Annotated in this window: 19 protein-coding genes; 13 read left to right on the top strand and 6 right to left on the bottom strand. The window is 61.7% G+C overall.

Translation table 11 applies throughout. From position 1 onward, the window contains the following. Positions 1 to 8: 8 nt before the first annotated feature. On the bottom strand, positions 9 to 1607 hold the full coding sequence (locus BCY88_RS12095; RefSeq protein WP_120344480.1) for a 3,4-dehydroadipyl-CoA semialdehyde dehydrogenase: 1599 nt from the start codon (positions 1605 to 1607) through the stop codon (positions 9 to 11). Beyond that, positions 1604 to 2095 (bottom strand): DUF4863 family protein, encoded by a 492-nt coding sequence (locus tag BCY88_RS12100; protein WP_120344481.1) that lies wholly within the window; start codon positions 2093 to 2095, stop codon positions 1604 to 1606. The genes BCY88_RS12095 and BCY88_RS12100 overlap by 4 nt, the downstream gene beginning before the upstream one ends. Before the next feature lie 184 nt (positions 2096 to 2279). On the opposite strand from BCY88_RS12100, the gene BCY88_RS12105 reads away from it, so the two are divergent. The 4 genes from BCY88_RS12105 (at position 2280) to boxA (ending at position 7889) form a co-directional block, all read left to right on the top strand. Further along, the gene (locus BCY88_RS12105) at positions 2280 to 3272 is read left to right on the top strand and encodes a helix-turn-helix transcriptional regulator (protein ID WP_120344482.1); all 993 of its coding nucleotides are present in this window, start codon (positions 2280 to 2282) and stop codon (positions 3270 to 3272) included. A 117-nt stretch (positions 3273 to 3389) separates the two neighbouring features. Then, entirely contained in the window at positions 3390 to 5066 is a 1677-nt protein-coding gene (gene boxC / locus BCY88_RS12110) for a 2,3-epoxybenzoyl-CoA dihydrolase (RefSeq protein WP_120344483.1), read from the top strand. Positions 5067 to 5164: 98 nt separating this feature from the next. Beyond that, entirely contained in the window at positions 5165 to 6592 is a 1428-nt protein-coding gene (boxB, locus tag BCY88_RS12115; protein ID WP_120344484.1) for a benzoyl-CoA 2,3-epoxidase subunit BoxB, read from the top strand. A gap of 58 nt (positions 6593 to 6650) precedes the next feature. Next, positions 6651 to 7889 carry a benzoyl-CoA 2,3-epoxidase subunit BoxA gene (boxA, locus tag BCY88_RS12120; RefSeq protein ID WP_120344485.1) on the top strand — a complete coding sequence of 413 codons (1239 nt, stop codon included), beginning with the start codon at positions 6651 to 6653 and terminating at the stop codon, positions 7887 to 7889. A gap of 76 nt (positions 7890 to 7965) precedes the next feature. Here the strand turns inward: boxA and BCY88_RS12125 are convergent, their stop codons facing one another. Next, positions 7966 to 8730 carry a TetR/AcrR family transcriptional regulator gene (locus tag BCY88_RS12125; RefSeq protein ID WP_183081345.1) on the bottom strand — a complete coding sequence of 255 codons (765 nt, stop codon included), beginning with the start codon at positions 8728 to 8730 and terminating at the stop codon, positions 7966 to 7968. Between the two features lie 302 nt (positions 8731 to 9032). Between BCY88_RS12125 and BCY88_RS12130 the strand changes: the two genes are divergently transcribed. The 8 genes from BCY88_RS12130 to BCY88_RS12165 all read left to right on the top strand — a co-directional run bounded on the left by BCY88_RS12130 (position 9033) and on the right by BCY88_RS12165 (position 18998). Next, positions 9033 to 10313 carry a Zn-dependent hydrolase gene (locus BCY88_RS12130; protein WP_120344486.1) on the top strand — a complete coding sequence of 427 codons (1281 nt, stop codon included), beginning with the start codon at positions 9033 to 9035 and terminating at the stop codon, positions 10311 to 10313. A gap of 130 nt (positions 10314 to 10443) precedes the next feature. Next, positions 10444 to 11793 (top strand): NAD(P)-dependent oxidoreductase, encoded by a 1350-nt coding sequence (locus tag BCY88_RS12135; protein WP_120344487.1) that lies wholly within the window; start codon positions 10444 to 10446, stop codon positions 11791 to 11793. Positions 11794 to 11886: 93 nt separating this feature from the next. Beyond that, positions 11887 to 13215: an NAD-dependent dihydropyrimidine dehydrogenase subunit PreA gene (preA, locus tag BCY88_RS12140; protein WP_120344488.1), complete on the top strand. Its 1329-nt coding sequence runs from the start codon at positions 11887 to 11889 to the stop codon at positions 13213 to 13215. A gap of 113 nt (positions 13216 to 13328) precedes the next feature. Next, the gene (locus BCY88_RS12145; RefSeq protein WP_120344489.1) at positions 13329 to 14840 is read left to right on the top strand and encodes an NCS1 family nucleobase:cation symporter-1; all 1512 of its coding nucleotides are present in this window, start codon (positions 13329 to 13331) and stop codon (positions 14838 to 14840) included. A gap of 80 nt (positions 14841 to 14920) precedes the next feature. After that, positions 14921 to 16372 (top strand): dihydropyrimidinase, encoded by a 1452-nt coding sequence (gene hydA / locus BCY88_RS12150; protein ID WP_120344490.1) that lies wholly within the window; start codon positions 14921 to 14923, stop codon positions 16370 to 16372. A gap of 353 nt (positions 16373 to 16725) precedes the next feature. After that, positions 16726 to 17508, top strand: a complete 783-nt coding sequence (locus BCY88_RS12155; protein ID WP_120344491.1) for an amino acid ABC transporter substrate-binding protein — start codon at positions 16726 to 16728, stop codon at positions 17506 to 17508. 39 nt (positions 17509 to 17547) lie between these two features. After that, on the top strand, positions 17548 to 18225 hold the full coding sequence (locus BCY88_RS12160; RefSeq protein WP_120344492.1) for an amino acid ABC transporter permease: 678 nt from the start codon (positions 17548 to 17550) through the stop codon (positions 18223 to 18225). Then, positions 18225 to 18998 (top strand): amino acid ABC transporter ATP-binding protein, encoded by a 774-nt coding sequence (locus BCY88_RS12165; RefSeq protein ID WP_120344493.1) that lies wholly within the window; start codon positions 18225 to 18227, stop codon positions 18996 to 18998. Before BCY88_RS12160 ends, BCY88_RS12165 begins: the two co-directional genes overlap by 1 nt. Before the next feature lie 408 nt (positions 18999 to 19406). Here the strand turns inward: BCY88_RS12165 and leuA are convergent, their stop codons facing one another. The 3 genes from leuA to BCY88_RS12180 all read right to left on the bottom strand — a co-directional run bounded on the left by leuA (position 19407) and on the right by BCY88_RS12180 (position 23066). Continuing rightward, on the bottom strand, positions 19407 to 21125 hold the full coding sequence (gene leuA, locus BCY88_RS12170; RefSeq protein ID WP_120344595.1) for a 2-isopropylmalate synthase: 1719 nt from the start codon (positions 21123 to 21125) through the stop codon (positions 19407 to 19409). A 322-nt stretch (positions 21126 to 21447) separates the two neighbouring features. Next, on the bottom strand, positions 21448 to 22326 hold the full coding sequence (locus BCY88_RS12175; protein WP_120344494.1) for a class I SAM-dependent methyltransferase: 879 nt from the start codon (positions 22324 to 22326) through the stop codon (positions 21448 to 21450). A gap of 95 nt (positions 22327 to 22421) precedes the next feature. Then, positions 22422 to 23066 (bottom strand): cadmium resistance transporter, encoded by a 645-nt coding sequence (locus tag BCY88_RS12180; protein WP_120344495.1) that lies wholly within the window; start codon positions 23064 to 23066, stop codon positions 22422 to 22424. 289 nt (positions 23067 to 23355) lie between these two features. Between BCY88_RS12180 and BCY88_RS12185 the strand changes: the two genes are divergently transcribed. Beyond that, entirely contained in the window at positions 23356 to 23898 is a 543-nt protein-coding gene (locus tag BCY88_RS12185; RefSeq protein WP_120344496.1) for a hypothetical protein, read from the top strand. The last annotated feature ends 3 nt before the right edge of the window (positions 23899 to 23901 follow it).

Here is a 23901-nt window from a genome sequence, read left to right on the forward strand (position 1 = left end):
TTGTGCTGCTACGCGGCGGGCAGATGCGTGGTTTGCGTCAACGCGTCCAGTGCGGCGCCCGATGCCTGAACGGCCGAGCGCCTGTGATAGAAACCCAGCGCACGCAAGCCGCCGAGTTCTTCGCCGCCACCCGCGCGGCCCGGCCCGCCATGCAGCGACATCGGCATCACGTTGCCGTGGCCGGTCTGGCTCTGCTGGACCGAAGGCGAGATCGCGTGGACGCGTCCGTGCGAATCGGCAAGTTCCAGGGCGAGCTTGCCGAGATGCGCGTCGTCGTTCGAATAGATCGATGCGACGAGCGAACCCTGACCGCGTCGCGCGAGCGCAATTGCATGAGCTTCGGGGAGGGTGCCGCTGGCCGCGGCGGCGACGCGATACGGCGCCACGGTTGCCACCGGTCCAAACACTTCGACGTCGTGCAGCAGTGTCGCGTTATCAGGGTCGTTGACCACGAACAGATGTGGCGCAACGCAAGCCGAAATCGTTGCGTCCGCATCGATAAAGGCTGCCACCGAGCCGTCGTATGTGAGCACCGCTTCCTCTCGCAACGCGGCGATGCCGGCCAGCACGTTATCGTGCTGCTCGCGGCTGACGAGCGAACCCATGCGCACGGCCTCGTTGCGTGGATTGCCGACGCTGATTTTCGCCAGCTTTGCCTTGAGTGCGTCGAGCACCGCCTCGAGCGATGCTTCCGGCACAAACGCGCGCCGGATCGCCGTGCATTTCTGACCGGACTTCACGGTCATTTCCCGCACCACTTCCTTGATGAACAGGTCGAAGGCGGGAGTGTCGGGCGTTGCGTCGGCACAGAGAATCGCGCTGTTGAGACTGTCGGCCTCGACATTCAGACGCGCGCCGCGCTCGACGAAAGCCGGATGCGCGCGCAATGTTGCAGCGGTTTGCGCGGAGCCGGTGAAGGACACCACGTCGAATGTCTGAATCTGATCGAGCAGACCCGCGGAGCTGCCGCAAATGACGGACAAGGCGCCGGGCGGAAGAATGCCGGCATCCACCACGTCGGCGACCATTCGCTGCGTGAGCCATGCCGTCGCCGTGGCGGGTTTGATGATGACGGGTACACCGGATAGCAACGCAGGTGCTGCTTTTTCCCACAGGCCCCACGACGGGAAATTGAACGCGTTGATGAAGAGGGCGACACCGCGTGTGGGCGTAAGCACGTGCTGCACGCTGAACGATTGGTCCTTGCTCAACGATATGACGTTGCCGTCACGCAGCGCATGCGCGTCGCCGAGCGAAGCGCCGAGCTTCGCGTAGTACGACAGCGTGAAGATGCCACCGTCGATGTCGACCGCCGAATCATTGCGCGTGGTGCCCGAGTTCGCGGTTGCGATCGCGTAGTAGTCCTCGCGTTTCGTCTGCAGCAGTTTGACGATTTCGCCGAGACGGGCGGCGCGCTGCGCATAGGTCAGCGCGCGCAGGGCGCTGCCGCCTTCTTCACGCGCGAAGCCAAATGCATGGGCGAGATCGAGACCTTGACTCGACACGCGCACGAGTGCTTCGCCGGTGACCGGGTCGGTAAGCGTGATTCCGTCACCGTTGCCCGCAACCCACTGGCCTGCAAGGTAGTTTTTCAATAGTTCGGTCATGATGAAGCCCGGGCGGAAGGTGATGGGGTGGTGAACTCGATCGCGCCTTGCGGCAACAGATACAGCACCAGCGCCTGCCCATTTGCGACGGTCGGGCGGTGTGCGCTGCCGGGGCCGTACACGCACCAGCCGGCCGGATGACCGTCGAAGGTGGCGCCCTCGGTGAGCGGCATGATCAGATCGATTTCGCCGTTCGGATGAATGTGATGAGGACCGGCAATATCCTTCATATCGACGACGTCGACGGAAAAGCCGTGGGTGTCCGGCAAGGCCTTGAAGATCCGGCCATAGCGAATGCCGCCGCCTTCGCGGTTGCATAACCAGCCTTCAGCCACGCCGGTGCGGCAGGCGTCGGCCAGATCGCGGAAGGTCGAACCGTCCGCGGGATAAGTGCTGTTGAGCCAGGTGGCCAGCGTGCCGTCGAGCGGCCGGCCGGCGAGTTGCTCAGTCACGCCCGCAATCAGGCGTTGAAAGTCATGTGGGGACATACAAGCCTCCAGATCGGCACGCGCACGCACGTTAATTCATGTGTGTCGCCGCACCGTTTCCGTGACGCTGCCGAAAAACCTCGACAGCGTTTGTTATTGGATCAATATTTGGCGAAAATTAACCGTTCACTCAGCACCTGTCAAGCACTATAGTACATGTAACGCATTCAAGAGGCAGTTAAACATGAACCAAAATTACTCTTCCACGCCGCTGGATGATTCTGCTGATGAAGAGGCAAGCCGCACGGGGCGGGCGGATGGCGGGGCCGAGCGCGGCGGCGAGCGCGAGGAACGCGATCCGTTTCTGACGGCGATGGGCGAGCGTGTGCGGCTGCTGCGCGCTCGCCGCGGCATGACGCGCAAGACGCTGGCCACTGAAACCGGGTTGTCCGAACGTCATCTGGCGAACCTGGAGTCGGGCGTGGGGAATGCGTCGGTGCTGGTGCTGCGGCAGATCGCGGCAACGCTGAACTGTCCACTGGCCGAGGTAATCGGCGACGAAACAACCGCCTCCGCTGAATGGCTGCTGATCCGCGAACTGCTGCAAGGCCGTGACCAGGCCGCGTTGCAGCGCGCTCGCGTGGCGCTGGCCGAGATGTTCGCGCAGGCACCGCGCGACCCGCATCGCAAGGACCGGATCGCGCTGATCGGCTTGCGCGGGGCCGGCAAGTCGACCTTTGGACGGATGCTGGCACAGGAGCGCAAGGTGCCGTTCGTCGAACTCACGCGCGTGATCGAGCAACTTGCCGGCTGCCCGCCCTCGGAGATTCATTCCCTCTATGGCGCGAGTGCATACCGGCGCTATGAGCACCGGGCGCTCGAGGCGGTGATTCAGGAGCATGAGCGCGCCGTGATTGCGTCGCCGGGCGGTCTGGTGTCGGAGTCCGGCACCTTTAACGCGCTGCTGTCGCACTGTTTCACGGTATGGCTGCAGGCCACGCCGGAAGAGCATATGCGCCGTGTCGTCGCGCAAGGCGACCTGCGCCCGATGTCGGGCAACAAGGAAGCGATGGACGACCTCAAGCGCATCCTGGCGGGGCGCGGCGAGCTGTACGGCCGCGCCGACATGACCTTCGATACCAGCGAAAAAACCTTGGCCGACGCCTATTTGCAGCTGCGCGACCGGCTCGCCGCAAGGCTCGCGGCCGAATCGCCGGACGACGCACGAGTGAGCTGACATGCAGTGAGGTGTCAGGGTTTACTAGCAAACATGCATTAAAGTGCTTTACATGGGAGTGACGATGCACTATTGTTCAAAAAACAAGTTTTGCATCGTCCAGCCAGGAGACGCCCCATGTCCACAGCAACAGCAGAAACCGCAATCGCGCCGGTCGACTACCGCACCGATCCCTCGCAGTACAAGCATTGGAAGCTGAGTTTCAACGGTCCGGTCGCGACCCTCGGCATCGATATCGCCGAGGACGGCGGCATTCGTGACGGCTACAAGCTGAAGCTGAATTCATACGACCTCGGGGTCGATATCGAATTGCACGACGCGATACAGCGCATCCGCTTCGAGCATCCCGAAGTCAGGACGGTGGTGCTGACGAGCCTGAAGGACCGCGTGTTCTGCTCGGGTGCGAACATCTTCATGCTGGGTCTCTCGACGCATGCGTGGAAGGTCAACTTCTGCAAGTTCACCAACGAAACGCGCAACGGTCTGGAAGACTCGTCGCGTCATTCAGGTCTGAAGTTTCTTGCCGCGGTAAACGGTGCGTGCGCCGGTGGCGGTTATGAACTCGCGCTCGCTTGCGACGAAATCTATCTGGTGGATGACCGCTCGTCGTCGGTATCGCTGCCGGAAGTGCCGCTGCTGGGCGTGCTGCCGGGCACCGGCGGCCTCACGCGCGTGACCGATAAACGCAAGGTGCGTCACGATCGTGCGGACATTTTCTGCACGGTAGTGGAAGGCATCCGCGGCGAGCGGGCAAAAGCATGGCGTCTCGTGGATGAAGTGGTGAAGCCGAATCAGTTCGATCAGACGATTCAGGCGCGTGCGCTTGAACTCGCCGAACAGAGCGATCGTCCGGCGGACGCGCAAGGTGTGGTGCTCACACGTATTGAACGCACCGATCGCGAAGACGGCCTGACTTACAAGACGCTCGACGTCACGATCGACCGTGCAAAGCGTATCGCCACCTTCACGGCCAGGGCGCCGCAGGCCGGACAACCGACCGGAATCGACGCGATCGTCGCCGCCGGCACGAGCTGGTGGCCGTTGCAGTTCGCCCGCGAACTCGACGACGCCATCCTGTCGATGCGCACCAACGAGCTCGAAGTCGGCACCTGGGTCTTCAAGACCGAAGGCGATGCACGCAACCTGCTCGCCGCCGACGCCACACTCATGCAGCACAGGAACCACTGGTTCGTGCGCGAGACCATCGGTCTCCTGCGCCGCACGCTGGCGCGCATCGACGTGTCCTCGCGTTCGCTGTTCGCGCTGATCGAACCAGGCTCGTGCTTTGCGGGCACCTTCGCGGAACTCGCGTTTGCCTGCGACCGCAGCTATATGGCGGCACTGCCAAGCAACGAGGACGAAGAACCGGCGATCACGCTGTCGGAAGTCAACTTCGGTCTCTATCCGATGGTCACGCATCAATCGCGTCTTGCTCGCCGCTTCTATGAGGAAGCCGAACCGCTCGATGCGGTGCGTTCGAAGATCGGCCAGGCGATCAAGCCGGTCGAAGCCGAACGCCTGGGTCTCGTGACCGCGTCTCCCGACGATATCGATTGGGCCGACGAAATCCGCATCGCGCTCGAAGAACGCGCGGCCATGTCGCCGGATGCCTTGACCGGTCTGGAAGCGAATCTGCGCTTCAACGGCCCGGAAACGATGGAGACGCGCATTTTCGGACGTCTCACCGCCTGGCAGAACTGGATCTTCAACCGGCCGAACGCAGTGGGCGAGAAGGGCGCGCTCAAGGTGTACGGCAAGGGCAGCAAGGCGCAATTCGACGTCTCGCGCGTTTGATGCTTCACGACGCGACGCGACGCAACCGATAGCGACGCCGCCTGCCGATACGCGCCTCTCATACTCAAGCACTGCAGTTTCCGACCAAGGAACCGACCATGTCTACGATCAACTACAGCGAAAAGATTCCGAACAACGTCAATCTCGCCGACGACCGCGCATTGCAGCGTGCACTCGAACAATGGCAGCCGAATTTTCTGTCGTGGTGGGGCGATATGGGCCCGGAAGGCTCGCATGGCTACGACGTGTATCTGCGCACGGCGGTGAGTGTCGACGCGGGCGGCTGGGCGCATTTCGATCACGTGAAGATGCCGGACTATCGCTGGGGCATCTTCCTCACACCCGGTGAGCAGGACCGCAAGATTCATTTCGGCGAGCACAAGGGCGAGGCCGCGTGGCAGGACGTGCCGGGCGAACACCGTGCGAATCTGCGCCGCATCATCGTGACGCAAGGCGACACGGAACCGGCATCGGTCGAGCAGCAACGGCATCTGGGTTTGACCGCGCCGTCGATGTACGATCTGCGCAACCTGTTTCAGGTGAACGTGGAAGAGGGCCGCCACCTGTGGGCGATGGTGTACCTGCTGCACCGCTATTTCGGCCGCGACGGCCGTGAGGAAGCCGAAGCACTGCTCGGCCGCCGTTCGGGTGACGAAGACAATCCACGTATTCTCGGCGCCTTCAACGAGAAGACGCCGGACTGGCTGGCGTTCTACATGTTCACGTACTTCACCGACCGCGACGGCAAGTTCCAGTTGTCGGCGCTCGCCGAGTCGGGTTTCGATCCGCTTGCGCGCACCACGAAGTTCATGCTGACCGAAGAAGCGCATCACATGTTCGTCGGCGAATCGGGCGTGTCGCGCGTGATCCAGCGCACCGCGCAGGTGATGAACGAACTGGGCACGGACGACGTCGCGAAGATTCGCGCGGCCGGGGTGATCGATTTGCCGACTATCCAGCGTTATCTGAACTTCCATTACTCGGTCACGATCGACCTGTTCGGCGCCGATCATTCATCGAATGCCGCGACGTTCTATAGCTCGGGTCTGAAGGGGCGTTATGAAGAAAACAAGCGCGACGACGATCATCAACTGAACGCTCAAAGCTACAAGCTGCTCGACGTGCAGGACGGCAAACTGGTCGAGCGTGAAGTGCCGATGCTCAATGCAATGAACGAGGTGCTGCGCGACGACTATATTAAAGATTCGGTGGCGGGCGTCGGCCGCTGGAACAAGGTGCTCGAGAAGGCCGGCATCGATTTCCGTATGACGGTGCCGCATAAAGCATTCAACCGGCAGATCGGCACGTTTGCGGGGACTCGCGTGTCGCCGGATGGCCGCGTGGTGAGCGAGACTGAATGGGCTGTCAATGAAGCGAAATGGCTCGCGACGCCGGAAGATCGCGCCTATGTCGCGTCGCTGATGGGACCGGTCACCGAGCCCGGCAAGTTTGCGAACTGGATTGCGCCGCCGGCCATGGGTGTGAACCGTCAGCCGGTCGATTTCGAATACGTACGCTTTAACTGAGTACGGTGATTAAAAACGTGCGGTGTCGTATTCGCGCGAATCCAGGTTGGAGGAAGTCATGAACGGCCCAGTATCGATCGAAGTTCTCAGGCAGCATCTGATCGATCCGGAAATCTGCATTCGCTGCAACACCTGCGAAGAGACTTGCCCGGTCGATGCGATCACGCACGACGAGAACAATTATGTGGTCAAGGCGGACGTTTGCAACGGTTGCATGGCGTGTGTGCCGCCATGTCCGACCGGCGCGATCGACAACTGGCGCACCGTGCTGAAAGCCGATGCGTATCCCATCGACGAGCAGTTCAAATGGGACGTGTTGCCGGAGCAGAACACGATGGCCGTGCCGGCGCCGGAGGAGAGCGAGGCAGGATCGTCGGGCGATGCACCGGTGGCTGCGAGCGGTATCGAAGTGGACACGGCGCGCGGGTCGGTCGTGCCGCCGTGGTCCGCCGCGAAGCCCTACGTGAATCTCTATACCCACAAGGCGCCGACTACCGCAACGGTGGTCGGCAACTACCGGCTGACCGACGGCTCGACCGATAGCGATATCCATCACATCGTGCTCGATTTCGGGTCGATGCCGTTTCCCGTGCTGGAAGGCCAGTCGATCGGTATCCTGCCGCCGGGCACGAGCGCCGATGGCCGCACGCACCACGCGCGGCAATACTCGATTGCCAGCCCGCGCGACGGCGAACGACCTGGCTACAACAACGTTTCTCTCACCGTGAAACGTGTTTCCCAGCAGCACGGCGACGCGCTCGACGGCGTCTGCTCGAACTACCTGTGCGACCTGAAGAAGGGCGACGTGGTGAGCGTGATCGGGCCGTTCGGCGGCACCTTCCTGATGCCGAATCACCCGAACTCGCATCTGCTGATGATTTGCACGGGCACTGGCTCCGCGCCGATGCGCGCGATGACCGAATATCGCAGGCGGCGCCGTCTGAAAGGCGCGACGGGCAAGCTGATGCTGTTCTTCGGCGCACGCACGAAAGAAGAGCTGCCGTACTTCGGGCCGCTAACGAATCTGCCGAAGGATTTCATCGATACGAATCTGGCGTTTTCGCGCACACCGGGCCAACCCAAACGCTACGTGCAGGATGCGATGCGCGAGCGCGCGGTCGACGTCGCACACATGCTCAAGGACGACAACACGCATATCTACGTGTGCGGATTGAAGGGGATGGAAGACGGCGTGTTACAGGCGCTCAAGGAAATCGGCGAACAGCATCAACTCGATTGGGACGCGCTGTGGATGAAGCTGAAGCGGGAAGGGCGGCTGCATCTGGAGACGTATTGAGCTGCCACGCATCGAGCGAGACATCAAACAAGAGCGTACAAGCCCGGCTGCTTTTCAACGACGCAGCCGGGGTGTTTTATCTGGACGGATCTGCGCCATCTTCCGCCTGCGCCGGCGACACCGCTCCACACGCCCGAATCACCAACTGCACGACCTCCTCGGTTGTCGTCTCGAACGCCTTCTGCGTCAACGCGCGTTTGCCCCTAAGCGCGCGAATCTGCGCGTCGAAATCGGCGTAATGCTGGGTGGTCGCCCAGATCATGTACATCAGCGTTTGCGCATTCACCGGCGCTAGCAGCCCGCGTGCGATCCAGTTGTCGATGACCTTCACGCGACTGTCCAGCCACGGCTTCACGCGGCCCGTGAGAATGTCCTCCATATGCTCCGCGCCGTGAATGATCTCGCTCGCCCACACCTTCGAGCCTAACGGCCGGCGGCGCGACAATTCCATTTTCGCGCGCACGTATCCGCCGATCGCTTCGACCGGATCGTCGCTGCATTCGAACGTGTCCGCCGCGCGATGCCAGTCTTCGAACAGGTCTTCCAGCACACGCCGGTACAGCGCGAGTTTCGTTGGGAAGTAGTAATGCAAGTTAGCTTTCGGTAAGCCTGCGCGTTCCGCGATCATCGCCGTACTGGTGCCGTCGAGTCCTCGTTCCGCGAAAACCGCTTCGGCGCAGGCCAGCAAATGCGCTTCATTCGACTCGCGAATGTGCGCCTTGCGCCGCCGCAAAGGTGCGCGCGTTTCGTCCTGTGTCTCGTTGTTTTCCGTGATGTCGGCAGCCACGTTGTCGTCTCTCATGTTGGCCTTCATCGGCATGTGTGCCGCGTCGCGCTTCATTCTAGTCGTTTGAGCGCGGATGGACACACGCATTCGATGCTGGCCGATCACGCGTGCTGCACTGCAATGGCACGCTTCTCGCTATGTTTCCTGCCGTACGAAAGGTGTTGATTTGGCGGGCTTAATCGTCTACAACCTGTCCAACTGGACAGGATTGAGAGAGCGGGTGATGCCTTAGGGTTTGCCCTCTGGGCAAGAGGCAATCGAAAGCATCGAAGGTGCACCGCCGCCGTGCGGCCACGCCCCAAAACCCGCCGCCCGTGCACCAGTTTCATGTCGGTTCACCGAAAGGAGCGAGACGAATGAACGCGGTATCTGAAGCGCTGAAGAGCGCAGAGCCCACTACGTCGATCAAGGTCGACGGCAAGCGGTTGTGGGAGAGCCTGATGACGATGGCGAAGATCGGCGCGACACCCAAAGGCGGCGTCTGCCGGCTGGCGCTGACCGACCTCGACAAGGAGGGGCGCGACCTGATCGCCAGTTGGGCGAAAGAAGCAGGTTGCACGGTCAGTGTCGATCAGATGGGCAATGTGTTCATGCGCCGTGCCGGACGCAATCCCGCGGCATTGCCGGTCATGACCGGCTCGCACGCTGACTCGCAGCCGACCGGTGGCCGCTTCGACGGTATCTATGGCGTACTGGGCGGACTCGAAGTGATTCGCAGTCTGAACGATCACGGAATCGAGACCGAACATCCGGTCGAAGTGGTGATCTGGACCAACGAAGAGGGCTCGCGTTTCGCGCCCGCCATGGTCGCCTCGGGGGTGTTCGCGGGTGTCTTTACGCTGGACTATGGCCTTTCGCGCAAGGACGTGGACGGCAAGACCATTGGCGAGGAGCTCAAACGGATTGGCTATGCCGGCGATCTTCCTTGCGGTGGCCGCCCCCTGCATGCCGCGTTCGAACTACATATCGAGCAAGGGCCGATTCTCGAAGCCGAGCATAAAACCATTGGTGTGGTGACCGATGCGCAAGGTCAGCGCTGGTACGAAATCACGCTGACCGGGCAGGAGGCGCATGCGGGTCCGACGCCGATGCCGCGCCGTCGCGATGCGTTGCTCGGCGCCGCGCGCGTGGTCGATCTGGTCAACCGCATTGGCCTCGACAACGCACCGTTCGGCTGCGCGACGGTCGGCATGATGCAGGTCTATCCGAACTCGCGCAATGTGATTCCGGGCCGCGTGTTCTTCACGGTCGATTTCCGTCATCCGGACGATGCCGTGCTGGCAAAGATGGACGCCGCGCTGCGGCAGGGCGTGGCGGATATCACGAGCGCGATCGGCCTGGAAACAGAACTCGAGCAGATCTTTTACTACGCGCCGGTCGCGTTCGACGAAGCCTGCGTGAAGTCCGTGCGCGCCGCGGCCGAACGCTTCGGCTATCCGCATCGCAACATGGTGTCCGGTGCGGGACACGATGCCTGCTATTTGTCGCAAGTCGCGCCGACTTCGATGGTGTTCGTGCCGTGCGTCGACGGGATCAGTCACAACGAGATCGAAGACGCGACCTTCGAATGGATTGAAGCGGGCGCCAACGTCCTGTTGCACGCGATGCTCGGACGAGCGTGCGAGCCGGTTTCATAACGCTTTAGCGGTTGCAGGTTGTCGTCGATTCATCGGCCTCACCGTAGTGCCCATAAAACAAGCCGTCCCGGCTCCGCGTCAGCGCAGCCGGCGGGATCGGCTACGTCCTCACATCGAAGAAGGAACGTGTATGGCCATCAAGCAAACCGGCGATATTGCGCCCCAGCGCCTATCGGCCGAGCAACTCTCGTGCGAGTTCTCCGATATCGCGCCGCTGCTCGACGCGAGTGCCGCAGCCGCGGCGGCGAGCCGCTGCCATTACTGTTACGACGCGCCCTGTGTGAACGCGTGTCCGACTCAGATCGACATTCCCAGTTTCATTCGCAAGATCGGCAACGGCAATCTGAAGGGCGCGGCCGTCGACATTCTGTCGGCGAATCCGCTAGGCGGTATGTGCGCGCGCGTTTGCCCGACTGAAATTCTGTGCGAGGGGGCCTGCGTGCGCAACCATCAGGATGCGAAACCCGTGGCAATCGGCGCGCTGCAACGGCACGCGACCGATTGGGCGATGGCGCGCGGCGAAGCGCTGTTCAAGCGTGCTGCCGAAACAGGACGGCATGTCGCTGTAGTCGGCGCGGGGCCGGCAGGGCTTGCATGTGCGCATCGGCTCGCATTGGCTGGCCACAACGTGACCGTCTATGACGCTCACGAGAAAGCGGGTGGCCTGAACGAATACGGCATCGCGGCCTATAAAACGGTCGACGATTTTGCCCAACGCGAAGTGGCGTGGCTGTGCTCGATCGGCGGCATCGAGATCAGACACGGCGTGGCGCTGGGACGCGACGTGGATCTCGACACGCTGAGGAAGCACCATGATGCGGTCTTCCTCGCGATCGGTCTCACGGGCGTGCGTGCCTTGGAGATGGAAGGCGAGGACCTGGGCGGCGTGTTGAACGCAGTGGATTTCATCGAACAGGTGCGTACCGCGCATGACCTCGGCACGGTGCCGGTGGGCCGCCGGGTCGTCGTGATCGGCGGCGGCAATACGGCAGTGGACGCAGCCGTGCAAAGCCGCAAACTCGGCGCGACCTCGGTGACGATGGTGTACCGGCGCGGCGTCGAGTCGATGAGCGCGACATGGGCCGAACGCGATTTCGCGCAAACCAGTGGCGTTACGCTCGTCACGCACGCAAAGCCGGTGCGTTTGATCGGAGAAGGCGGCGTGGTTGCCGGCGTCGAGTTCGAACGCACGTCAGGCGACGGCAGTCACGAGCGCTTCGTGGTCGAAGCCGACATGGTGCTCAAGGCAATTGGGCAGACCCTCGTGCCCGTCGGTATTGAACGCGAACTGTTGACACTGGACGGCAGCCGCATTGCCGTCGACGCAAACGGACAGACCTCGCTGCAGGACGTGTGGGCAGGCGGCGATTGCGCGGCGACGGGTGGCGTCGATCTGACGGTGCAAGCGGTGCAGGACGGCAAGATCGCCGCCGCGGCGATTGACGCCCGGTTTGCCCGTACCGCCGTCAAAGCCGCATGAGTGGTTGAAATCGCTCGAGTCGCCGAGGTCACTGAAGTCACTGATCTCACTTGAGCCACCAGACAAAAAACAGCAGTCCCCAAGGAGCCGAACATGGCCGATCTGCGCTGTACGATTGCCGGCATTACGTCGCCGAATCCTTTCTGGCTCGCCTCCGCGCCGCCGACCGACAAAGCCTATAACGTGAACCGCGCCTTCGAAGCGGGCTGGGGCGGGGTCGTGTGGAAGACGTTGGGCCTCGACCCGCACGTCGTGAACGTCAGCTCGCGCTACGGCGCAGTGCAATGGAACGGCCAGCGCATCGCGGGCCTGAACAACATCGAACTGATCACCGATCGTCCGCTCGACGTCAACCTCAAGGAAATCACCCAGGTCAAACGCGACTGGCCCGACCGCGCGATGATCGTCTCGCTGATGGTGCCGTGCAACGAGCGTGACTGGAAGTGGATCTTGCCGCTCGTCGAAGACACCGGCGCCGACGCGGTGGAGTTGAATTTCGGCTGTCCGCACGGCATGAGCGAGCGCGGCATGGGGGCTGCGGTCGGTCAGGTGCCCGAATACATCGAGATGGTCACGCGCTGGGTCAAGGAAGGCTCGAAGCTGCCCTGCCTCGTCAAACTCACGCCGAATATCAGCGACATCCGCCTCGGTTCACGTGCGGCCTACAAGGGCGGCGCGGACGGCGTGTCGCTGATCAACACGATCAACTCGATCGTCGCGGTGGATCTCGACGCGATGTCGCCGCTGCCGATGGTCGACGGCAAAGGCACGCACGGGGGCTATTGCGGCCCGGCGGTCAAACCGATTGCGCTGAATATGGTGGCCGAAATTGCGCGCGACGTGGAAACGCCGAATCTGCCGATTTCCGGCATCGGCGGCATTTCGACGTGGCGCGACGCGGCCGAATTCATGGTGCTCGGCGCGGGCAGCGTGCAGGTCTGCACGGCGGCGATGCACTATGGATTCCGTATCGTCTCCGATCTCGCGGATGGCCTCTCGAACTGGATGGATGAAAAAGGCTACGCGACGCTCGACGACATCCGCGGCCGCGCGGTGCCGAACGTCACCGACTGGAAGTATCTGAACCTCAAGTACGACATCAAGGCGCGCATCGATCAGGACAAGTGCATCCAGTGCGGCCTCTGCCATATCGCATGTGAAGACACGGCTCACCAGGCGATCATGAAAGAAAAAGATGGCGTTCGGCATTTTGAAGTGATGGACTCCGAATGTGTCGGCTGCAATCTGTGCATGCATGTCTGCCCGGTCGAACAGTGCATCACGATGGAACGGGTGGACAGTGGCGAGTACGCGAACTGGACCACGCATCCGAACAACCCCGCGCGGGTGGGCGCTGGTGAGAGCGACAGGTCGGACGCCGCTGAGATCGCCGAACACGCCCATGCCGCAAAAGCGGCCTGAAACGCGAGCTACCTGTAGAAAACGAAGCGCTTGTACTGAACCTGTAATTTTCCCCAAGGCCTGACGCGCCGCCAGAAGCCGCGCAGGCCTCAACGATCAGTGGAGATCTTTTGATGAAGCAGACAGCGCAACCCGTCGATCCGCAGTTTGCGGCCGGCGCGCAGGGCAGCAGTCTTTACAACGACGACCTTGCGCCGACCGGCGTCGCTCAGCGAACGTGGCGGTGGTATCACTTTGCTGCGCTTTGGGTCGGGATGGTGATGAACATTGCGTCCTACATGCTCGCGGCCGGTTTGACGGAGGAGGGCATGTCGCCTTGGCAGGCGGTGGCGACGGTGCTGCTTGGTAATCTGATCGTACTGGTGCCGATGCTGCTGATCGGGCATGCCGGTGCGAAGCACGGTATTCCGTATGCGGTGCTGGTGCGTTCCTCGTTCGGCACGCAGGGCGCGAAATTGCCGGCGATGCTGCGGGCGATCGTCGCGTGTGGCTGGTACGGCATTCAGACATGGCTTGGCGGCAGCGCGATCTACACGCTCCTGAACATTCTGACCGGCAACGCGCTGCACGGCGCGGCGTTGCCGTTCCTCGATATCTCGCTCGCGCAACTGGCCTGTTTTCTCGTGTTCTGGGCACTGCAGATCTACTTCATTATTCACGGCACCGATTCGATCCGCTGGCTCGAAAGCTGGTCCGCGCCGATCAAGATCGTGATGTGCATCGCGCTGGTCTGGTGGGCCACCTCGAAGGCGGGCGGGCTCGGCTCGATGCTGTCGGCGCCGTCGCAGTTCGTGCCGGGCGGCAAGAAGGAGGGCATGTTCTGGGTGACCTTCTGGCCCGGTCTCACGGCCATGGTGGGTTTCTGGGCGACGCTCGCGCTGAATATTCCCGACTTCACCCGCTTTGCCAAAACGCAGCGCGACCAGATCATCGGCCAGTCGATTGGTTTGCCGGTGCCGATGGCCTTGCTCTCGGTGATCTCCGTGGTGGTGACGTCGGCGACGGTGGTGATCTACGGCAAGGCGATCTGGGATCCGATCGATCTGACGAGCCGCATGACGGGCATTGGCGTCGGCCTTGCGTTGATCATCCTGACGCTCGATACGATGTGTTGCAACCTGGCGGCGAATCTCGTCGGCCCGGCTTATGACTTTTCGAGCCTGTGGCCGAAGGGTATTTCGTATCGCGTGGGCGGCATGATTACCGCGACCATCGCCATTGTGATGATGCCGTGGAAGATTCTCGCCACCACACAGGGCTACATCTTCACGTGGCTGGTCGGCTACTCGGCGTTGCTCGGTCCGGTGGCGGGCATTCTGATGGTCGACTACTTCCTGATTCGCGGCACCCGGCTCGATCCGCGTGAACTGTTCGACGAGCATGGCGAGTACAGCTACACCGGCGGCTGGAATATCGGCGCGGTGGTGGCGCTCGTGGTCGGCGTGCTGCCGAATCTGCCGGGCTTTTTACATACCGCGTTTCCGGCATCGTTCCCGAACGTTCCGGCGATTTTCAACACGCTTTATACGTACGCCTGGTTTGTCGGACTCGCGTTGGCGTCGATCGTCTATAGCGCATGGATGAAGCTGAGCAAAGGACCGAGCGCGCGCGTGGCGAGTGCCTGAGTGCGGATGAGCGAGGCGCGCGGCGAACGAAGTACGTAGTACGTAGCACCGAAACCAGCAGTTCATAAGGAGGCGGCAACATGACGACCCTGATTCGCGGCGGCACGATTATCGACGCGGACAACACGTATCGTGCGGACGTGTTGTGTGCGGACCCGCAGGACGGCGGTACGATCCTGCAGATCGGAGCGGACCTGGCGGCGCCGGCCGGCGCCACGATCGTCGATGCGGGCGGGCAGTACGTGATGCCCGGCGGCATCGATCCGCACACGCACATGGAGTTGCCTTTCATGGGCACCACGGCCAGCGACGATTTCTACACTGGCACGGCCGCGGGTCTATCGGGCGGCACGACCAGCATCATCGATTTCGTGATTCCGAGTCCGAAGCAACCGTTGATGGAGGCCTTCAAGGAGTGGCGCGGCTGGGCTGAAAAGGCTTCATCGGACTATGGCTTTCACGTTGCGGTGACGTGGTGGGACGATTCGGTCTATCGTGACATGGGCACGCTGGTGCACGAACATGGCGTGTCGAGTTTCAAGCACTTCATGGCCTACAAGAACGCAATCATGGCCGATGACGAAGTGCTGGTGAACAGCTTCTCGCGTTCGCTCGAACTCGGCGCGTTGCCTACCGTGCATGCGGAGAACGGCGAGCTGGTGTTTCAGTTGCAGCGTCAGTTGCTGGCGAAAGGCTTTACGGGGCCGGAGGCGCATCCGCTGTCACGGCCGCCTGAAGTGGAGGGCGAGGCCGCCAACCGCGCGATTCGCATCGCGCAGGTGCTGGGTGTGCCGGTATATATCGTCCACGTGTCCTCGAAAGACGCGGTCGACGCGATTGCGCGCGCACGCAGCGAAGGCCTTCGGGTGTTCGGTGAGGTACTGCCGGGCCATCTGGTGATCGACGAAGCGGTGTATCGCGATCCCGACTGGACCCGCGCGGCAGCGCATGTCATGAGCCCGCCGTTTCGCTCCGCGGAGCATCGCGAGGCTTTGTGGCGGGGTCTGCAGGCGGGGCAGCTGCACACCACGGCGACCGATCACTGCGTGTTCTGCGCGTCGCAGAAGGCCATGGGGCGCGAGGACTTCACAAAGATCCCCAACGGCTGTGGCGGTGTTGAAGATCGTATGGCGGTGCTTTGGCATCACGGGGTGAATTCGGGGCGTCTTACGCCGAATGAGTTTGTGCGCATCACGTCGACCAATGCGGCGCAGATTTTCAACCTGTATCCGCGCAAGGGAGCGGTGCAGGTGGGCGCGGACGCCGACCTGGTGGTGTGGGATCCGGCGGCAAGCAAAACGATCTCGGTGAAGACGCATCATCAGAAGGTCGACTTCAACGTATTCGAAGGGATGACGGTGCAGGGCGTGGCGATGCACACGCTCACGCGTGGCGCATTGGCATGGACCGATGGCGAGTTGCGGGCCGTGCGGGGTGCGGGGCGCTATCTGAAGCGTCCGCCGAATCCCGCTTACTTCGATGCGATCCGGGTCGCCAACAAGCGCAAGGAGCCGCATCCGGTGGAACGGTAAGCTGTTTGCAATCTGCCGGGCGGCCTTGCAGCGCCGTCCGGCAGATTGTTCTTCCACGTCACGCGCTCGCCGTGGCGATACCCCTCCCGCGTTTTCCCCGATGGCGCTCGGTACGTATTCCGTGGTGCGATGCATGCCGCATCCGTACTATCCGTTGTAGAGCCGAGTTCGACGTCGCATGAGATACCCCGGCTGTTCGCTTAGCACGCAAGCGCATATTGATCGGAGAGCTGATCCTTTGTAAAAACGCAGGCCGTTTGCTACAGTCCGCCCACTCTGCCGGGCCTGACCGCCGGCGGAACGCCGCACACCAAACCATGCAAACGACGTAGCAAACTTTACGGAGCCACCTGATGAAGTCGATTCGTTCCATTCTGCTGATCGCACTGCTGCAAGCGGTGACCTTGAGCCCGGCATTCGCTGCAGATGAGCTCGCGCAGATCAAGTCCGCGGGCGTGTTCAAGATCGGCACCGAAGGCACTTACGCACCGTTCACGTACCACGATGAGTCTGGCAAGCTGACCGGCTTCGACGTCGAGATCGGCACGGCAATCGCGCAACGCCTGGGCGTCAAGCCGCAATTCGTCGAAGGTAAATGGGACGGTCTGATCGCCGGTCTCGATGTGAACCGTTACGACGCGGTGATCAATGAAGTGGCGGTGACCGACGCGCGCAAGGTGAAGTACGATTTCTCGGACCCGTACATTACTTCGCACGCGGCGCTGATCGTGCGTTCGGACAACACCACGATCAAGACGTTTGACGACCTGAAGGGCAAGAAATCGGCGAATACGCTGACCAGCAACTTCGGCAAGATCGCGGCCGCGCACGGCGCGGATGTGATTCCGGTGCAGGGCTTCAATGAATCGATCGACCTGTTGACGTCGGGCCGAGTCGACGCGACCGTCAACGATTCGCTGTCGTTCCTCGACTTCAAGAAGCACAAGCCGGACGCGAAGGTGAAGATCGCCGCGCTCGATACGTCGACGGACAGCAGCGACAAGTCCGCGGTGCTGATTCGCAAGGGCAGCCCGGAGTTGCAGGCGGCGATCAACAAAGCGCTCGCCGACATGAGGAAAGACGGCACGTACCTGAAGATCTCGGAGAAGTACTTCGGTAAAGACGTTTCCCAGTAAGCCAGGTAAACCAATAAGCGCTAAGTGCGAGTCTGAATTATGCCGGCATGGTTGCATCTGATGGCGCAGTCGCTATGGCCCCTGCTGTATGCGGGGCTTGTCTTTACTGTGCCGCTCACCCTGGCATCGTTTGCCATTGGCATTGTCGTGGCGTTTATCGTCGCGCTGGTGAGGTTATTCGGGCCGCGGTGGGCGGTGGCGTGCGTGCGCTTCTACGTCTGGCTGTTTCGCGGCTCGCCGCTACTGGTGCAACTGTTCGTGATTTTCTACGGACTGCCGAACGTAGGCATCGTACTCGATCCGTTGACGGCGGCGATCATCGGTTTTTCGCTGAATGTCGGTGCGTATAACTCGGAGGTGATACGCGGCGTGATCGAGTCGATTCCGAAGGGGCAGTGGGAAGCGGCGTACTCGATGGGCATGACGCGTGAACAGGCGCTGCGCCGCGCGATCTTGCCGCAGGCGGCGCGCGTTGCGTTGCCGCCGCTGTCGAACTCGTTTATTGCGCTGGTGAAGGACACCTCACTTGCCGCGGTGCTGACGGTGCCCGAGGTGTTTCAGGCGGCGCAGCGGATTGCGTCGGTGACGTACGAGCCGTTGATTCTGTACACGGAGGCGGCACTCGTTTATCTCGTGTTCAGTTCGGTGTTGTCGTCGGCGCAAGTGCGGCTTGAGCGCAAGTTTGGCCGTCATGCACTTTTTCAGGCGAGCAACTGATGATTCGACTGGAAAAAATCGACAAGTATTTCGGCGAGAACCGCGTATTGAGCTCGGTGGACCTGCAACTTGCGCCGGGCAACGTGACTGCGCTGATTGGCCCGTCGGGCAGCGGCAAGAGTACGCTTTTGCGTTGTGTGAATCTGCTGGAAATTCCGGAGGCCGGATCACTTGAACTAGGCGATCAGCGCCTCGAATTCAGCCGGGACCACAAACCATCGCGCGAGACGGTGCTGACGATTCGCCGTCGCACGGGCATGGTGTTTCAGAATTTCCAGTTATTTCCGCACCTGACGGTACGGCAGAACGTGATGGAAGGTTTGCTGACCGTACTGAAGTGGGACAAGGAGAGAGCGCGCGTGCGCGCGGACGAATTGCTTGAGAAGGTCGGCATCGCGCACAAAGCGGACGCATGGCCGGCCACGCTGTCCGGCGGCCAGCAGCAACGCGTGGCGATTGCGCGAGCGTTGGCGCCTTCGCCGGAAGTGTTGTTATGTGATGAGCCGACTTCGGCGCTTGATCCTGGCCTTGCTGCGGAGGTGGTGGACGTCCTCAAGCAGCTGGCGACGGAGGGCATGACGATGTTGATGGCGACGCATGATTTGCGTCTTGCCGCGACGATTGCGCGAGACGTGGTGTTCCTGAATAACGGCGTGGTGGTGGAGGCGGGTCCATCGAGGGACATTTTCATGCAACCGCGCGAACGGGAGACCGAGCGTTTCGTATCGACGCTGACACATAGCTTGCCGGACGCATGGACAGCACAAGGCTGACCGAGGGTAGGACAACAACATCCGCCGACGGCGTAAAGCAAAAGAGAAGAAGGGCGCGAAGCGCCCAAAAAACGTACGACAGCCTTCAAACCTTGAACGGGTAGAGGTCTGCCAGCAGACCCTTCCGACGAGCACGCAGTGCGAGTCGGGAGGAATGACTGCTGTGTCACTCACGCCGAATGTGCGAGAACACAGATTCCAGATGCACCACTACCGTAGCTGTGCGGGGGGACCCGCTTATGGGCTGGCGGGGTGAGCCGCTTTCTTTGCTTATCTTTCTTTGCGGCGGCAAAGAAAGTAAGTGCCGCCCCGCACAGGGGCAACACTAATAGACCACTAACAATTCAAGCAAAGGCCAAAAGCCAAAAGCCAAAAGCCAAAAGCCAGAACAGGGAAAAACCCAAAACCTTAAACCACCACCCGCTCCGCTTCCCCCCTCAGCGCAACCTCAAAAAACCGCCCCTGCGCCTCAGCACCCGCCCTCACATAAGCCCGATTAACCCCACTAATCACAGCCCGAATAGAAGCCGTCACCAGATTGGCATCAATACCAACCCCAAAAGCACTCCCAACCACATCAGCGCCGGCCATCTCAGCCACAGCCACAGCGCGAGCATCCGCGCCCTGAGTCAAAGCCCGTTCTTCATAGTGCTGAATCCGCACCGGCACACCGATAGCATGCATCAACGCATCGAGCGGCCCGTTCCCTTCACCGTTCAGCACGCACCGCGAGCCATTAATCTCAACAGTGAGCTTGATATGTTCACGCCCATCGCTCTCAGACAGACTATGTCCAATGTAGTGAATCGGCGCAGCATTCTGTACGTACTCCTGCTGGAACAGTTCCCAGATCTGCGAGGGCGTGACTTCCTGACCGCTAGAGTCAGTAAACCGCTGTACAGCAGAGCTAAAATCGACCTGCAGGCGCCGCGGCAACACCACTCCGTAACTCTGTTCGAGCAGGTAAGCAATCCCACCCTTGCCAGACTGACTATTCACGCGAATCACCGAGTCATAAGTCCGCCCGAGATCGCTGGGATCGATCGGCATATAAGGCACTTCCCACATCGCGTCCGGTTTTTGCACGGCAAAACCCTTCTTGATCGCATCCTGATGCGAGCCGGAGAACGCGGTGAACACGAGATCGCCGACATACGGATGACGCGGGTGCACCGGCAACTGCGTGCACTCCTCGGCGGTACGCGCGACTTCGTTGATATTCGAAAAGTCGAGTTCAGGATCGACACCCTGCGTGTACAGATTCAACGCAAGCGTCACGAGATCGACATTGCCGGTACGTTCGCCGTTGCCGAACAAACACCCTTCGATACGATCCGCGCCCGCCATCACCGCCAGTTCCGCGGCCGCCACCGCGGTGCCCCGATCGTTGTGCGGATGCACTGAAAGGACCAGCGAATCGCGGCGCGCGAGATTGCGGTGCATCCATTCGATCTGGTCGGCGTAGACATTCGGCGTGGCCATCTCCACGGTAGCGGGCAGGTTGACGATTGCTTTATGAGCGGGCGTCGGTTGCCAGATATCGAACACGGCGTCGCACACTTCCTTGGCGAATTCGAGTTCGGTGCCGCTAAACACTTCCGGGCTGTATTGCAGCGTGAAGTGCGTTTCCGGTGCGGCGTCGGCGAGACGCTTCATGGTACGTGCCGCGTTTTGCGCGAGTTCTTTCACGCCGTTTTTTTCAAGGCCGAACACGATGCGGCGGAATTCCGGCGCGGTGGCGTTGTACAGGTGAACGATTGCGCGCGGCACGCCACGCAAGGATTCGAAGGTGCGTTCGATCAGGTCGTCGCGGGCTTGCGTCAATACCTCGATCGTCACGTCGTCGGGGATATGGCCGCCTTCGATCAACTCGCGTACGAAATTGAAGTCGGTTTGCGAGGCAGACGGAAACGCGACTTCGATTTCCTTGAAGCCGATCTGCACCAGGGTCTTGAACATGCGCATCTTACGTTGCGCGTTCATCGGCTCGAACAGCGCCTGATTGCCGTCACGCAGGTCGGTGCTCATCCAGATCGGCGCGCGCGTGATGGTGCGTGACGGCCACTGTCGATCCGTCAAATTGATCGGCTTGAACGAGCGATATCGGGTAGCAGGGTTCTTCAACATTTTCATCATCCTTGGGATCGATCAACCTGGTGTCGACCGGACGACGAACAGAAAAATGCATGGCCGCCGGTCGGAAACCGGGGCTGGGTCAGTTACTGGGGAATTGAGCGGTGCTTCGGGTGTTTCAGATGGAAGCGCGCAGCAGCAGACCTAGCCCGGTAGAGCGGGCTAGTAGTAGCGATAGGATGGTCTGGGCGCGGTACATAGTGGGCGATAAGACCATACTATTGTGGCCGCGTCAAGCGCAGTGCGGTGAGGCGGGTGCCCAGCAGGGCGGCCTTGCGCGCCCGCAGGGCGTCGGAACCCAAGCCCGGCAAGGCAGTCACCGGGGTTTCACGAAACGCAAGGTCATGCGATCCGATTCGCCGATCGCTGCGTATTTCGCCCGATCGACGTCGTGACCCTCATACGTGGGCGGCAGCGACCACACGCCATGCGGATAATTTTTCGTGTCGCGCGGATTGCTGTTCACCTCGCTTTGCGCGGCCAGTTCGAAACCCGCCGCGCGCGCGTGTTCGATGACATAGGCTTCGGTCACATAGCCGGCGTCGATGGTCTGTTGCAGGGTGGTGCCCGGCGTCGCGCGATGTTCCTCGACACCGAGGACGCCGCCCGGCTTAAGTGCCGCGTAGAAGGCGCGCAGGTTTGCGTCGATCTCGCCGTCCTTGATCCAGTTGTGGATATTGCGGAAAGTCAGTACCTCATCGACGCTGCCATTGGCCGGAAAGCCGCTGAACTGGCCCGCTCGCAGCGTGCCGACCATCACATTGCCGTAGACAGCCGGCGTGGCCGCCAGCTTGCGCGCAAACGAAGCCCGCCCGGCCTGCTCCTCAGCCGCCGACCCGGCGTCCGGGCTGTCGTACTGGGCTTCATACAGCTTGCCGTGATCGTGCAAATAGGGTGCGAGTATTTCCGTGTACCAACCGCCGCCGGGTGCGATCTCCAGAACGGTTTGCGACGATGCCACACCGAAGAACCGCAGCGTTTCCTCCGGATGGCGGTAGACATCGCGCGCGCGGTTCCTGTCACTACGCTGCGGCCCGGAAATTGCCGCTTCGAGCGCGGCGGAATCGACGGTCGCGGAGGAGGTGGATGCCGTCGGGGCGGCGCAGGCGGCCAGCAGCAATGTCACGCCGAGGGCCGCGAGCGTGGCGCGCAGCGCGCGGGATTGGAGATTGAGGGCGGGGTTCATGGGGCACATTATCGGGCGCGATCCGTCTGGAAAGAAATCGCCAATCGGCATAACGATATGCGCCGGCGCTATTTGCCGCGTCCGGATCGGCAGTCAAGTCTGCCTCAGATGCCGAACACGATCCGCAATGTATCGTTTTGCGCGATCACGGAGACGCCGATGATCAGCAGGATGAGCGGCAGAAGTGCGGTGCCGTAGCGCCGGATTGGCGCGCCCAGCAAGGGATGCTCCACCAGCCAGACCGCGCCCGCGCACCAGATGCCAATCATGGCGACGAACACCAGCGAGATGAACATGCCCGCGCTATGCGAATGACTCGCGTACAAGGGCACATAGACGGCGATGTTGTCCGAGCCATTGGCCACCGCCACGCACGCCACTGTCCACCATGAAGAACCTGCGCCCGCCGCAGTCGGCGTCGCTGCCACGGCCGGTGTGCTCATGGGCGCCATGGTTCGCGCCGCTTTCTCCCGATCCGTATTGCCGGGTCGAAACCGCGTCCAGGCTTTGCTCAGACCCACGCCAATCGGCAAGATACCGAGCAAACCGACATAGCCGGTGGGTAACTGTGTCAACAAGGCGGCGAGCAGAATCGCGCCGGCGATCAGGGCCAGCGAACCTGCGAACTGCCCAAAGATCACGCGTCGCCGCTGACCGCCTGCTTCCGCAAGGAAGGCGAGCAGCACGAAAAGGTTGTCGATATTGGTGGCGGCGTAGGCCGCGATGGCGAGCAGGGCAAGGCTGAACATGCGGGAAAGCCGGTCGATGCACAGTGGGAAAACGGATCTGTACCCACGGAGCAGGTCCAGCCGAAGGGACGGTGGGCGCCGCAGACATGGATGGCGGCCGCTCAACACGATGCCGATACCGGGCGTCGTGGTCAAGCCGTCTCTTCGTTCGACGTGCTGCGTGCGCGTTGCGATCCAGTCCGTTCGTGCGTCTCGCCGTGCCGAGTCTGTGCGTCTTGAGTGGCCGGTGCGATGCCGGTCCGTCAGCCCGTAAGCTACAATTGCCGACGGCTTGAAAAACGGAACATCAATGAAGATTCGGATTATCTCTATCGCCTGCTTGACGACCGCTGCCGTGTTGCTGGCAGCCTGCACGGCCGTCTACAAGAACTCGGATGCATGCGAGCAGTTGATGCGAAGCAAGCTGGCTGAATCGTCCCAGGATACGCTCAAGGTGAGCCATAAAGGCGTCGGTATCGATGGTTCGCGGGTGATCGTCGAAGGATCGATCGAACATGTGCAGGCGGCTTCGGAGGTTGCGGCCGCTTCGGCTGCTTCCGCTGTGCAGGCGGCGTCGGCGGCGAAGGCGGCACGATCGGCTTCGGGCGCAGGTGCGTCGTCATCGGCGTCCTCGGCTGCGGAGGCTTCCGGCACAGCGCCTGGCGCGGCTTCGAATGCTGCTGCCGCTTCGAGTCCTGTTACAGCCTCGCTCAAATCGGCGAAGCCCAAGACGACCAGCACGGCAGCCGCCGCCGAGTGCACGTTCCACGGCTCGTCACTGGCCGTATTCAGCTGGTTGGCGCCGGCAAACCTTGCCTCGCCGCCGAATCCGGCCAGCGAGGCCACCGAGTAGCAA

It is taken from the genome of Paraburkholderia fungorum (assembly GCF_003610895.1).
GTDB lineage: Bacteria > Pseudomonadota > Gammaproteobacteria > Burkholderiales > Burkholderiaceae > Paraburkholderia > Paraburkholderia fungorum_B.